14 protein-coding genes and 1 other annotated feature are annotated in these 13,898 nt (G+C 26.4%); of the genes, 8 read left to right on the top strand and 6 right to left on the bottom strand.

What is annotated here, in order from left to right; all coding sequences use genetic code 11:
• Positions 1-105 precede the first annotated feature (105 nt).
• The gene (locus VN21_RS10695) at positions 106-1,278 is read left to right on the top strand and encodes a S41 family peptidase (RefSeq protein ID WP_046823264.1); all 1,173 of its coding nucleotides are present in this window, start codon (positions 106-108) and stop codon (positions 1,276-1,278) included.
• Positions 1,279-1,653: 375 nt separating this feature from the next.
• Positions 1,654-1,895 (top strand) — a binding site (T-box leader).
• A 203-nt stretch (positions 1,896-2,098) separates the two neighbouring features.
• Positions 2,099-3,514, top strand: a complete 1,416-nt coding sequence (gene nhaC / locus VN21_RS10690; RefSeq protein ID WP_046823263.1) for a Na+/H+ antiporter NhaC — start codon at positions 2,099-2,101, stop codon at positions 3,512-3,514.
• Positions 3,515-4,203: 689 nt separating this feature from the next.
• Here the strand turns inward: nhaC and VN21_RS18670 are convergent.
• Positions 4,204-4,401 carry a hypothetical protein gene (locus tag VN21_RS18670; protein ID WP_161794388.1) on the bottom strand — a complete coding sequence of 66 codons (198 nt, stop codon included), beginning with the start codon at positions 4,399-4,401 and terminating at the stop codon, positions 4,204-4,206.
• A gap of 478 nt (positions 4,402-4,879) precedes the next feature.
• Between VN21_RS18670 and VN21_RS10675 the strand changes: the two genes are divergently transcribed.
• Positions 4,880-5,305 carry a hypothetical protein gene (locus tag VN21_RS10675; RefSeq protein WP_046823260.1) on the top strand — a complete coding sequence of 142 codons (426 nt, stop codon included), beginning with the start codon at positions 4,880-4,882 and terminating at the stop codon, positions 5,303-5,305.
• Between the two features lie 65 nt (positions 5,306-5,370).
• Positions 5,371-5,880 (top strand): ClbS/DfsB family four-helix bundle protein, encoded by a 510-nt coding sequence (locus VN21_RS10670; protein WP_332840873.1) that lies wholly within the window; start codon positions 5,371-5,373, stop codon positions 5,878-5,880.
• A gap of 190 nt (positions 5,881-6,070) precedes the next feature.
• On the opposite strand, the gene VN21_RS10665 is transcribed toward VN21_RS10670, so the two are convergent.
• A complete protein-coding gene (locus VN21_RS10665; protein ID WP_046823258.1) occupies positions 6,071-6,562 on the bottom strand; it encodes a DUF4829 domain-containing protein in 492 nt (163 codons plus the stop codon).
• A gap of 461 nt (positions 6,563-7,023) precedes the next feature.
• Between VN21_RS10665 and VN21_RS10660 the strand changes: the two genes are divergently transcribed.
• A complete protein-coding gene (locus VN21_RS10660; protein ID WP_046823257.1) occupies positions 7,024-8,436 on the top strand; it encodes a metallophosphoesterase in 1,413 nt (470 codons plus the stop codon).
• Between the two features lie 217 nt (positions 8,437-8,653).
• Here the strand turns inward: VN21_RS10660 and VN21_RS10655 are convergent, their stop codons facing one another.
• Positions 8,654-8,872, bottom strand: coding sequence for a hypothetical protein (locus VN21_RS10655; protein WP_025162403.1), 219 nt, complete (start codon positions 8,870-8,872; stop codon positions 8,654-8,656).
• A gap of 217 nt (positions 8,873-9,089) precedes the next feature.
• On the opposite strand from VN21_RS10655, the gene VN21_RS10650 reads away from it, so the two are divergent.
• Positions 9,090-9,542 (top strand): NfeD family protein, encoded by a 453-nt coding sequence (locus VN21_RS10650; protein ID WP_046823256.1) that lies wholly within the window; start codon positions 9,090-9,092, stop codon positions 9,540-9,542.
• A gap of 62 nt (positions 9,543-9,604) precedes the next feature.
• Here the strand turns inward: VN21_RS10650 and VN21_RS10645 are convergent, their stop codons facing one another.
• Positions 9,605-10,165, bottom strand: coding sequence for a hypothetical protein (locus tag VN21_RS10645; RefSeq protein WP_046823255.1), 561 nt, complete (start codon positions 10,163-10,165; stop codon positions 9,605-9,607).
• A gap of 191 nt (positions 10,166-10,356) precedes the next feature.
• Between VN21_RS10645 and VN21_RS10640 the strand changes: the two genes are divergently transcribed.
• Positions 10,357-10,560, top strand: coding sequence for a hypothetical protein (locus VN21_RS10640; protein ID WP_021430966.1), 204 nt, complete (start codon positions 10,357-10,359; stop codon positions 10,558-10,560).
• 222 nt (positions 10,561-10,782) lie between these two features.
• Here VN21_RS10640 and metG read toward each other — a convergent pair whose 3' ends face one another.
• On the bottom strand, positions 10,783-12,273 hold the full coding sequence (gene metG, locus VN21_RS10635; protein ID WP_332840872.1) for a methionine--tRNA ligase: 1,491 nt from the start codon (positions 12,271-12,273) through the stop codon (positions 10,783-10,785).
• 316 nt (positions 12,274-12,589) lie between these two features.
• On the opposite strand from metG, the gene VN21_RS10630 reads away from it, so the two are divergent.
• Entirely contained in the window at positions 12,590-13,054 is a 465-nt protein-coding gene (locus VN21_RS10630; RefSeq protein WP_046823254.1) for a GNAT family N-acetyltransferase, read from the top strand.
• Between the two features lie 314 nt (positions 13,055-13,368).
• Here the strand turns inward: VN21_RS10630 and VN21_RS10625 are convergent, their stop codons facing one another.
• Entirely contained in the window at positions 13,369-13,704 is a 336-nt protein-coding gene (locus VN21_RS10625; protein WP_046823253.1) for a hypothetical protein, read from the bottom strand.
• Between the last annotated feature and the right edge of the window lie 194 nt (positions 13,705-13,898).

Raw genomic sequence — 13,898 nt, 5'->3', positions numbered from 1 at the left:
TTAGAATAAATAATAATTTGATATTTTTATTAGTCATATAACAGCCATAATTAGCAGTTTTATTAGTAATACCTATATCCTATACAATTTTGGAGGACCCATGAAATGAAAAAAATAAAGTATTTACTTGTCTTAGTTTTCTCAACTCTCTTACTAGTAGCTTGCAATAAAACTGATTTAACGACTGAAGAAAAACTTCAAGATTTTGAACAATTATATAATGAAATTACTGTTACCTATCCATATTTTGGGTTAGAGGGTAAGATAACGAAAAATCAATGGCTAGCAAATCATGATCGATATGAAAAAAGTATAAAAAATACAGGTAATTTAAATTCTTTTTCTAAAGAATTAAACAATATAATGGGAGAACTCAACAACTATCACTCTTATATTGTAAGTAATAAATCAACATACGATAGCATTAAGTCTATAAGTGAGATGAGTGACTTCTTCCCTAATTTATTTAATAAAAATACAGATAACGCGTATCTAAATATGCCTAAAAGAGGGCCTTCCATACAAAATAGTAGTAACATTGTATGTTCAGATATTAAAAAAAACAAAATGGGATATATAAAAATACCTCAAATGAATCCAGTTGGTAGCTCAATTTCTGAAGATATGGACAAAATTGCTGATTATTTGAAAAACATACAAAACTATAAGTCCCTAATAATTGATATTAGAGATAATTTAGGTGGATCAGATGAATATTGGAAAAGTCTAGTCTCAATGATAACTGATAAAACCTATAGCACTAAAGGTTATTTGCTTTTAAATAATGAATCGAATAATATGAAAATCTATATTAAAAACTTTGATTTTAATTTTAAGCCCATAGCTGAATTGCCAAGTGATATAAGAAAAATTGCTCCAGGGTATATAAATAATCTCAAAGGATTTGATGAAATAAATTTAAAAGTAGATGGTAAAGCTAAATACCCATTCAAAGGGAAAATATATGTGTTAGTAAATGATCAAGTTTTCTCGGGGGCTGAAACTTTTTCTATCTTTTGTAGAGATACAAAATTTGCTACTCTTGTAGGAAGTGAAACTTTAGGAGATGGTGGTGTTTCTAACCCACTATGTATTAACTTAAAACATAGTGGCCTTATAGCCATAATATCTTCAAATATGTTTATGAGTAAAGATGCAATTGTAGATGAAGAAAATCCAGTTCAACCAGATTATTACGTAGAAGATACGTCATCAAAAGATATATTGAAGTCAGATGAATGTATTGATAAAGTAAAAAGTCTAGAATCAATAAATTAGAAAAATCTTTCGAGAAAATATGTTTCACAATATCAATATTAAATAACTTTGTTGTATTTATAATCTTATGTAACTTAAACAGGCGATAATAAATTTTACTTTATTATCGCCTGTTTAAGTGCATCTTTTACTGCATTTACAATTCAATTAGCAAATAATCCATTAGATTTTAAAAGTCAATTTTGTAGGCTCAAACTTAACTTTTTTAGGTTATAACTAATCGTGAATCTAAGTATTTATAATAATTAAATCAAAAATATCTATATGGTATTCGAATAATTTAATTAAATTTTTCATTTAAAAAAATAAAAAAAGATTGACTTCTTAAAAAGATTATATTATTATTTATTTTAATCCATACCAAATTAGTAGGTTATAAATGCATTGAAAAAGTAAAGTAGCATTTTGGAAAATCACAGAGAGGAAAACATTGGTGAGAGTTTTCTATTTAGAAGAAATGTGAAGTGCACTTTGGAGCAGAAACTCGAATTAACAGTAGAGTTCTCCGGGATCACCCGTTATAGTGATTAGGCATGTTAGTGCTGGAATTTTCGAGTGTAGATATATTTATTTATATCTAAATTAGAGTGGAACCGCGAGTATACCTCGTCTCTATTAAATTAGAGACGAGGTTTTTTTGTATTTAAAAACTAATTTTAAATTCTATGATACAGGAGGTAGTAAACTTATGAAATACAAGTTTGATTAGGTAATAGACCGAGGTAATAACTCTTAAGCAAAATATCCAGATATGGATAAAAGAAGAGTTAAAAAAGCTATTTAAAAATAAATATATTGAAAATCGAAAGGAAATAAAATCATGAGTGAAAATATAGAAAAAAGAAAACCTACATTTAAATTTGCAATGTTGGTAATGATTGCTATTATAAGCTTAACTACAGTTGGTATGGTTGCATTTAAAGCATCTATAACTGTAATGTTTTTATTATCTTGGCTAATAGTAGTGCCTGCAGCTATGAGGTTAGGATACACTAATAGTGAAGTTGAAGAATTTGGATTTGAGGTTGGAAAGAGTGCTTTTCAATCTAACTTAATTATACTTTCTGTAGGAGTTTTAATTTCCACTTGGATTGCTGCTGGCACAATACCAACAATAGTCTACAGTGGACTTACAATAATAACACCTAAGTACTTTTTACTTACAACATTAATATTATGTTCTCTTACTTCATTAGCTACTGGAACATCTTGGGGTACTTTAGGAACTTCTGGAATAGCTCTAATGAGTATTGGAAATAGTATGGGGATTCCTGCTGGTCTTACAGCTGGAGCTATAATCTCTGGTTCATTCTTTGGTGATAAGATGTCTCCATTATCAGATTCCACAAACCTAGCTGCAGCTATTTGTAAAACGGATGTAATTACTCATATTAAACATATGATGTTTACAACTGTTCCAGCTTATCTAATATGTATAGTTTTATATACAGTTATAGGGCTTAAATATGCTAACAATGTTATAGACTATAATCAAATAAATCAAATAAAGGAAGTTCTAAGTTCTACATTTAATATTGGGCTGGTATCATTAATCCCTATAATATTTTTACTTGTATTATTACTACTTCAAAATCCCCCAATAGTCTCTATATTAGCATCTGCTCTTTTAGGAGGTATTATAGCTGTGATTCAAGAAGGACAAAAAATTGGAGATTTATTAAACTATGTACTTAATGGATATTCTATAGAAACTGGAATCTCTTATGCAGATAAGCTATTAAATCGTGGTGGCATAATGAGTATGGCTGAAACCGTACTATTAGTATTTATCGTATTTATAGTAGCTGGAATCCTACAAAAAACAGGATTTTTAGAAGTATTGTTAAAACCTATTATAGATAGGATTGGTAATTCTAGAGCTAAATTAGTTGGATCTACATTTGTTGTTAGTTATTTTGCAAATGCATTTAGTTCTTCTATGATGTTTACATCTGTATTTGTTGGAACTATAATGTCTCCTTTATATAAAGAATTTAAATTAAAGCCAGAAAATTTATCTAGAATAATAGAAGATACTGCTACATTAGGAGGACCATTAATACCTTGGAATTCAAATGCAATATTTTCTAGTCAGACATTGGGAGTTAGCCCATTTGAATTTATACCGTATTGTTTCTTAAGTTGGATAACTCCCATAATATCATTTATATATGGTATTACTGGAATTACAATGAAAACTTATGAAGAACAAGAGTTAGAAAGTACAATTATCTAAAAATAGGGTTAATAAATACTATTTTTAAGTGTTATAAAGTAAGGAGTAATTATATATGGAATTTCATTATTATTATTTAATTCAAGATTTTTTAGGAGTTTTATTATGCTTTTTAGGGATTATAATGGTTTATTTATGTTTGAAAATGATTTTTATAAGAAACTTTTCCAAAAATGCAATGTTATTTTTAATTAAATATAGTTTATTTATAATATCAGGAGTTAATCTACTATCTAATCATTTTGAACTCAAACCTTGGATTTTAAGCATGATTTTAGTAATTACTTCTTTTATTGTTACACCAAAACAGCGTATACTATAAATCTAGTAAATAATTAATTTTTTCTTAACATTGTAAATCAAATAAATATCTAATAGTAAAGTGATTTATATAAATTAAAGTTCTTAAAACCCAAATAAATGGATTTTAATGGCTTTTTTAATATACACCTTTAACTTAGGGTATTTATTAAAAAACTTTTTATGATTCTACCTATATATAATCCCCTTTAATATATTCAAGTATCATGATTATGTCAGCTTACCTTTTTTGAGTAAATGGAAAAACATTAAGTGATTAATTTTATATAAATTTAATCACTTAATGTTTTTCCTCTAATTTATAAGCTACTTTTCTTATTATTTCTTTTAATAATCTAAAAAGCGTCTCATATTTGAAATACCTAATACTAATTAGCACTTAAATAGTTCATTTTAACCGATATAACTCTTAATAAATAATTCATTATGAAAATTGTAGCTATGTAGTAACATATAAAAACACCTATACTGTTAATAGCCATTACACTCTCAAAAACTAGTAAAATACAAGTAATTATTGAAAATAATAATTGCAAACTATAATAAGAATCCTTTTTAACATTCATATTCTCATTGTTATTAGTGTAAATAATAATTTTCTTTTTATATGATATTAAACTATATATAAAAAGAGTTAATGGTATTATAATTGCTGAAATCACAAGTAATGTGTACTCTATTTTAATCCCCCCCTAGATCTTTGTTTATTTAATTATAGCAGAACTTAAAGTTAAAAATGTTCACGGTACCATATTTAATATCCATACAACAAAATAACATTCAGAACTTTATAAATTAAACATATACTGTATTAAATATATTTATTCACTCATTTATGTTGATTGGAGTTTTAATTTTTAGTATTGGATTAATATATTTGTTCTCTATAGAAATTAATAGATTGAAAAAATAACTGTTTTAGTGGTTATTTTATTAAACTCTATGTATATATACAATAGAAATTCTTTGAAAGATTTTAATTGCAATCAATAGTTATAAAAAGTAAAACAAATATTATTTATATTTTACGAAGGGATAAATTTAATGAAAAAGGTAATTACAGCTATTTTACTATGTATGTTTTGTATTTGTATAAGTGGATGTAGTAATGATAATCAAAAAACAACTTGGAATATGAGATCTATTCAAGATAATAATGGAGAAGTTATTTATTGTTCAAATGAAAGTAAAGATGTTTATTCAAATGCTATTGTTAAGGATATTGTCTGTATTTTACAAGGTTCTTCTGTTACTATTACAGATAAAAGTAGCGGTAATAAATGGATTGGAAACTGTACAAATATGGATTCTTCTCAAGATATTTACGAAGTAATATTTGATAATAATAAAAAAGGTGTTTTGAGTAAAAGTGTTACTAAATATGAAGATACCTCAAAGGAAAATACATTGGTCGTTTCCTGTGAGGGCTACACATTGTACTTTACTGAAAATACAGATGAAACAAATTGAGATTAAGTCAGTAATTAATATATAATATAGGTAAATTTGAATTTTAAAAGGGGAATTGTAAATTGGTGGAATATAAAAATAGAGAAGAGTTAATTTTAGAAATTTCAAATCGTTCAAAATTATTCATAGGAGAATTTAATTGTATTAATGAAAAAGATAAAGATAAATTAATTGATGGAGTAGATAAAACTCCAGCTCAAATGATTGCTTATCAATTAGGATGGATGAATCTTATTCTTGATTGGGAAAGTAAAGAGCAGCAGGGGATTACTGTTATAACCCCAACCCCAGACTATAAATGGAATAATCTTGGTGATTTATATGAAAGTTTCTATAAAAAGTATGATATATATACTCTAGCAGAGTTATGTGATATGTTTGTAGAAACAGAAAATAAAATTATACAATTAATAAATACATATACAGATACGGAGTTATTTCAACAAGGCGGAAGAAAGTGGTCATCATCAACCCCTTCAAATTGGCCAATATGGAAGTGGATTCATATAAATACTGTTGCACCTTTCAAGTCATTTAGGACAAAAATACGAAAGTGGAAAAAGCTACAACAATGATAAAGTTAATGACCTTAAAATCCAAGTAAATGAATTTTAAGGTCATTTTTACTACTACACTTTAAACAAGTTTTAAATTGTAATTTATTCTATTTTTAATAAGTAAACTTATTGCTTTTTTACTAAAAAGCTATCCTCAAATATGAGAATAGCTCTATATTTTCATAAATATTTTTATTTTAATTAACTTCTAATATCCGCATGATATTATTTTATAATCTCCATCTTCGTTCTTAATTAAATTATATTTTAGATAATTTATACCTGATTCTTCAGGTTGATTTTCAAATAGGTATTTAACTTTATATTTAACATCAAGTGATTTTCCCTCTTTAAAATAAAGATATTTTCCATTTTTCAACCTACCTTCAACAGTTTTAAATGGAACCTCTTCTGAATCTAGATATTTGATATATATTATATCATCAAACGTTCCTTTCGCTGGACCATCAAAACCTATATAATTATAATCATAACCATCCATATTAAATATACATTCATTTATAAGATCTAAGTCTTTTGTATTTATTGCATTTATATATACTTCCATAACCGATTTGGCATCTTTTTTCCAATCTACAGGTAAACTTTCCTTATCAAAACTTTTATATTTGACATTGAAAAATATAAACCCAGTTAAAAATATTAAGCATATTAAAAAAAATTTTGTACTATTTTTCATAAAATAAAGTCCTCATTATTATCTCATTTTAAGTAATTTTATGGTTTGAAATAAATCTAGTCCCCATAAATTGTCCTACTTTAATAACTTTCATATTATAACAAATATATAAATTTAATTTTTAAATTTGGAATGAACTATATAAATTTTGGACTAAAAGATCATTAGTCTTAAAATTTCACTTTAGAATAGAGTTGATGCCCTTACCCATCTATAGAAGACTTTATATATTTAAATATCCGTTTAAAAAGTTTACTGGAAACTTCAAGGGTTTAGGTGTTCTTATAATGAAGAGAGTATGTGACTATGATATGTACTAATAGAAATGAACAGTTGTATTAAAGAAATATAATTATATTAGTCCTAAATAGTCCTATCTTAGTCCAAGTTTGGTAAACCCAACAACATTATATGTTAAAATATTCCAGTTAACACAAAAGACAAAACTAGTGATGGATCTGATGAAAAAGAGATTAATAATAGGGTTTTTAGGGCTATTTATTTTCTTAATGGTAGGGTGTAGTTCAACAAAAAGTTCAGAAGTAAATATATTGGCAACTTCCGATTTACATGGATTTATGCCTTATGAGTTATCTTCTTATATACAAGGTGAAAAATCTAAACATAAAAATACAATTGTAGTTGATGCAGGAGACTTTATAGATCGTGGTACACCTGGTTCAACTATGGATAAATATTGTTTTGATAGAGACTGTGATGATGATAGGAATCATAAATATGTAGAATTTCCATTTGCAAAAGAAATTAAAGAAATAGGCTATGATACTGTAGTGCTTGGAAATCATGAATTTCTATTTAATAGCAAAGCTCAACTAGATGATATAGTTTCTGATTTTAAAAAACAAAATATTGATATATTATCGGCAAATACTCATAAAAAAAATGGTGATAACTATTTAAAGCCTTATAAAATGAAAAAAGTTTCTACTCCTGATGGAGATGTTAAAATAGGAATTTTAGGGCTTACTGTAAAAGAAGTAGGTCAAAGATATCAAACGTTAAAAAATGGGACTGTTAAACCTTTAGGAGATGGGCTAAAAGAGTTAGATGATTTTAATGGGTCATTGTATATGAGTGACTTAGTTGAAGAGGCTAAAAAATGGGTTCCAGTTATGAAAAAAGAAAACCCAGATATTATATTAGCTGTTGTTCATTCTGGAGAGAAGGAAAAAGGGGATAAGAAGCCTGAAAATAGAATACAAGAATTAGCACAAGAAGTTAATGGGATAGATGCCATAGTTGCAGGACACACTCATAAAGATTTTGATCAACATAATTACAAGAATAAATCTGGTGAAACAGTTATAGTAACTCAACCTGGAAAATATGGAGAAGCCATTTCTAAAATTAATTTTCAATTAGAAAAAAATAATAATAAATGGGATATAGTTGAAAAATCCAGTAAAGTAACTTATTTTGAAAAAAGTCAAGAAGATAAAAATTTTGATATGCTTTTTAGGAAACTAGTAAATACAACTTTATACTTTGAAAAGAATCCAAAAGATAAATCTTATAAAAACCTTAGTTTAAGTAAATTGACTCCGTTTAAATGGGATAAAGCCTATGTGTTTGATACGAATACTTCTCCTGAAACAATATATAAAACAATATGTTATAAGTGGAAAGATATAAAGAAAACTGAAAGTGAAGATATGGTTCAAATGATATTTATGAATAATAAAAAGGTTGTCTGTCAGCTATATGGTTATGAGCAATTACTGTGGGCAGATTTTAATTTTGATAAATCTGAGTTTAAAAATGGGTTTGTAACTATATATCCTAATATTAATGATAAATTTGAAGTTACACTAGATAAAGTGTGGTCTTTTATGAAGTTAAAGCATATAAAATAAAACAACTTATATATTAAAAGTACATTGATGTATAGGAGATACCTTGCACAAGGAGATTTTAAATGATTCTTGAAAACAAACTTATAGTTCAAATAAAAATATTGCTAAACTAGCAGTTAAACTTAAGGTAAAGTCAATGCCATTAGAACCCAAATAAATGGATTCTAATGGCATTTTTGCTAGGTATATTTAAATGTGCTTTAAAGTGTAATTGATTCTATTTCATTAACTTTAAAATTACTTGTTGTGTTGGAACAATGTTGTTTATATTCCACTCATTTATCATATACTTTTCGCCATCAAGAATTATTGTATCTTCATCTACTAAATAACATTCATGTCCTTTATTTAGTAGATATTCATATGTAGCATTACTTAAATCCTTTTTATTAAAATAACGTTGCTCTAATTCTATAGTTATTTTTCTTTTTGTCATATCTATTGCCTCTTCCCCTTTAAACTTTAATTTTAGTTTATCATTATTATATTTTTTAAAAAACTTCAATGGACTAAAAGCTATAAATTCTGAACTAAAACCTAGCAAGTGTTAAATTTTCACTTTAGAAACTATTTATTTACTTGTTTATATACTACTATATAAAATAAAGAATATATATAAATAGATGTTCATAGTAAATATAGGGGGTGTAATTATGGGTTTCGATATGGAAACAGTTAGATTTTATTTAGGTTTATTTTTTATAATATATGGAATAGTTTTTGTAGCAATAGAAAAATTTAAAGGGATAACTATTTACGACTCAAAAGATCAGATTAACGGGGTAATAAATGGATCTGTATGCATGTTAGTTGGTGTAGTTGTATTTTCTACAAGTCTTAAAATGGGAATAATAACATCAGTTGTAGTACTACTTATATGGATAATAGAAAGGGGTATGTTGAAAGCATATCTAAATACAAAAAAAGCAAAGTATTTAAACCATACTGGTGTTTCAACGTCTTCAATCAAAGCAAGACACAAAGGAAAGGCTATTATAGATGGTAAAGAGGTTAAAATTACTGCATGGGACAAAGATATACCAAAAGACTCTGAAATAATAATAACTGACTTAATGGGTGCTAATCTCTTAGCTAAAAACAAGTAAATAGTTAATCATTTATATAACTCAGGCAGGTTAGTAGTTATATAAATGATTAATTCAAGTTTTTAAGGATTAGTTATTTGTGTTATCTTCATAAATATAACTAAATCTTTTTCATTTGATCCTAGCTTATAATCACCTTCCATATCTACGCTAGATACCGATTTATCCTCACCAGCAATACTATATATAGCAATAGGTATGTCTTTATTAAATTTTAATATCTTTTCTACTTCTATTCCCGATAATGCAATCCCCATATCTGAATCTTCAAAGAAATCCAATGTTATGTCTTGATAGTTTGGCTCAATAAAGAGCTTTATATTTTTATCTTCCTGATATACGCTTACTGGCACTTTCTTATTTTCAATATCTAAAGTTAAGTTATATAATTTATGATCTTTTATAAATTCACCTTTTTTATATTCCTTAGCATAAAAATCAATCTCATATTTACCTTTTTTAAAATTTTCAATGTCATAATCTAACCCCATCCCACTAATACTTCTTTCAGAGGAATGATTTCTAACTAACTTAAGTTGATTTTCATTTGTATTAATATCACATCCTATCAAAAACATTGAAAATATAACCAAATAACAACTAATCAATATATATTTCCTCATAATTACTTCCCCCCTTTAAGGTAATTATATACTGAATCTCTTTATCGTTAACTCTATTTTATTTAAATTACCTATACTAATTTAAATAGTCTTAAAATTTCTTATACATGATTACAAAAGCATCTGTTTTAATGGACATTTTAATATTTTGAAATTATAATTTATTTAGAATATATTGGGAGAGTGAGAGTGTGGATGAAACTAAACAAATAAAAGAAGAACTTAGCTATATACATAGTTCAATAGATAATTTATCTAATACTATGAATGATATAAATAATACACTTTTAAATAGTAAAGGTGGCTTGGAATATGTATTAATTATAATTGTATTATTTTGTATAAATAGCAATATTAAAAAGTTGACACAAGCAATTAGAGAAAATAAAAAGTAAGTTAATGCCCTTAAAATCTAAATAAATAGATTTTAAGGGCATTATTACTAGATACCTTTAAACGTGTTTTTAAGAACTAGTTTAATGAGTTTTTATTTTAAAATTTTCTTCTTCTAATTCTATTGTTTTCTTATCCAGTCTTTCAAATAATATAGAAATTTCATATGGTAAAGTACACTCTATTTTTTCTATTTCACTCCACTTACTATGATTAATAGATAGCTATTCTTTTATTTTCAACGAAGATTCTGGTAAAAATGGTTCTAATAAGTTAGCTAGATTTACAATAGCATAAATACAAGTATATATACTGTTTTTGCATCTTTCATTATCCTCTTTTACCGTTATCCAAGGTGTACTTGAATCAAAGTACTTATTTACACTCCTTATAACTTCAAAAATATTCTCAAGTGCAATTCTTAAATTCCCTTTTTCTATAAGAACACCTACTTCATTATATAATTGCTTTATGCTTTCTTTAATATTTTTATCAATCTCACCATTAGTAACTTTATTATTATAATACTTTTTTATAAACACTAGAGTTCTGTTAACTAAGTTCCCGTAGGCTCCTAGTAACTCTCCATTATTACTATTTACAAATTCCCTCCATGAAAAATCAGAATCTCGTTTTTCTGGAGCGTTTATTAAGAAAAAGTACCTTAATGAATCAGAATTATAACGCTTTACTATATCAGGAATCCATACAGCCCAGTTATTACTAGTTGAAATCTTTTTGCCTTCTAATGTTAAATATTCGCTAGATACAATTCTATCAACTAATTTTGTATATTCAATTCCATTTAATAAAGCTGGTAGTATTATCGAGTGAAACGGAATATTATCTTTACCATGAACATAATAAGAAACTGCATCATCATTCCAAAACTCTTGATATGATTTGTTATTATCTCTTGCCCATTTTTTACTCATTGTAAGATATCCAAGTACAGCATCTATCCAAACATACACCTTCTTATCCTTAAATCCATCTATTGGTACATCTATACCTAAAGAAATATCTCTTGATATGGCCCTATCATGTAACCCTTCAATAAGGTATCTTTCTGTATTATTTACAGCATTTATTTTCCATGTATCTTTATTTGCCTCTAAATTATCTTTTATAACATCTTGAAATTTAGATAAAGCAAAGTATAGATGCTTAGATTCTTTTATTGTAGGTGAATCATCACATAACTTACATTTTCTATCTGATAATTCTAAAGGATCTAGCAAAGATCCACAGTGGTCACATTGATCCCCTCTTGCGGTTGATTTACACTTAGGGCATAAACCTTCAACATACCTATCGGGTAAAAATTGTTGGCAACTATTACAATAAACCTGTTCTACATTTTTTTCGTAAATCAAACCCTTGTTGTACAAAGAAGTGATTATATTTTGGACTTCTATTTTATGAAACTCACAATCAGTTCTTCCATAACAATCATATGAAAAATTCAATTTATCAAAACAATACTTAAATTCCCTATGATACTTATTTGCTACTTCCTTTGGAGTCACACCTTCCGACTTTGCTCTAATTGATATCGGCGTTCCATGGCAATCACTACCTGATACATAAAGAACATTATCGCCTTTTTTTCTATAGTATCTAGCTATTACATCTCCAGGTAATAGGGCTACTATATGACCAATGTGAAGTGATCCATTAGCGTATGGCCACGCTCCTCCTATAAAAATATTCATATCCAATACCTCCTAAATAATTTTTTATAATAAAAAAACTCCCGTCCCTAAGAAATTAATCTTAGGAACGAGAGTTAAACTTCGTGTTACCATCCTAATTCATGTATATATCACAATATACATCTCTTCAAGTACGCCATAATATACCTATGGTTATACCCTATCACTATAACGGGTGAACCCGTTGCAGCCTTAATTTTATAAAAAATCATCTAATAAATTATATTTGATCAAATAACAATTAAATTAAAAGTTCTGATATGATTTAATTATAAAATGTTTCAATATGAATTATAAAAATGCTAGGGGGATAATTATGTTTAAGATTATAGAAATACATGATATTGAACTTAAGTCTAATGTTGCTGATTGCATATTAAGAAAACTGCCTGAGTGGTTTGATATTGAAGAGTCTATAGTTGAATATGTAGAAGGTGTAAAAGATACTAAATTTTATGTAGCTTATGACGTAGAAAAACCTATTGGATTTATAAGTATAAAGCATAATAATGAGTACACATCAGAAATATATGTTATAGGAGTATTAAAAGAATATCAAGGTAAGCATGTTGGAAAATCATTAGTTGAGGTTGCTAATAACACATTATCCAGCAAAGGTACTAAATTTCTTCAAGTTAAAACACTAGGACCATCAAATCCAAATAAGTACTATGCAGATACAAGGAAGTTCTATAAAAGTGTTGGCTTTTACCCATTGGAAGAAATAAAAGAACTTTGGGATGAAATAAATATATGTTTAATAATGATAAAAAATATTTAATTAAAAAGTAGTGATAAATAAAAAAACTGCTCAATAAAACATATGCTTTTATGTGCAGTTTTTATATTAAAACAACAAGTCTTAAAATTTAGGTTTAGGGAATAGTTATATCAAAAATGAGTGTACTTGTTTGAATTACTTAATTCTAGTAAGTACACTCTTTTCTACGTTATTAAAACTTTATTTTTTTAAGTTAACCTTGAATCAATAGTTTTATATTCTAAGATTAATTAACTTTATTTATTTAATAATTTCTAACCATTTTTCTAGTTTCTTTTAAATTATTAAGTTTGTTACCTAGCTAACTAACATAATTACCCATCTTTACTTTTTAATAAGTAGTTTTTCTTAAAAGCAAAGTGCTTTGTCATTGAAACTGTCCCATGAAATGATATTAAAAATACAATTAAAAAGGTAGCCTCCCAGTCAAGCATAGTACCTAAAATAATTATAATAAATAATAAAATACAAGATTTTATACAACTCTTGTATTGAAAATCATAGTAAATACTATCTATTACTTTTAATGAATCCTCCCACAACATACCTTGTGTTATCCAGTAAGATACTTGATTTGTTTTATAACATCTATAATTATAAAACAAATATATAGGAACAAAAACTGCACTTACTATAATATACGTACTCATAAATTCCCCCTTCAAATTTAATGAATTTCTTCACGACACATATTTATTTTAGCTTTTCTATAGCATATTCTAAACCATTACTTATATGCTTTCAATAAGCTTTTAGATAACTCTTTTTTAAACTCATTTAATTGATAATCTATAGCCTTCTAATGTATTGGTATATTTAATTTTATAGAATAGTTTATATTATA

This window comes from Paraclostridium benzoelyticum (assembly GCF_001006285.1).
GTDB classification, from domain to species: Bacteria; Bacillota; Clostridia; order Peptostreptococcales; family Peptostreptococcaceae; genus Paraclostridium; species Paraclostridium benzoelyticum.
Note: the sequence above shows the minus strand (reverse complement) of the source record. Positions and strands in the feature narration are given on the sequence as shown.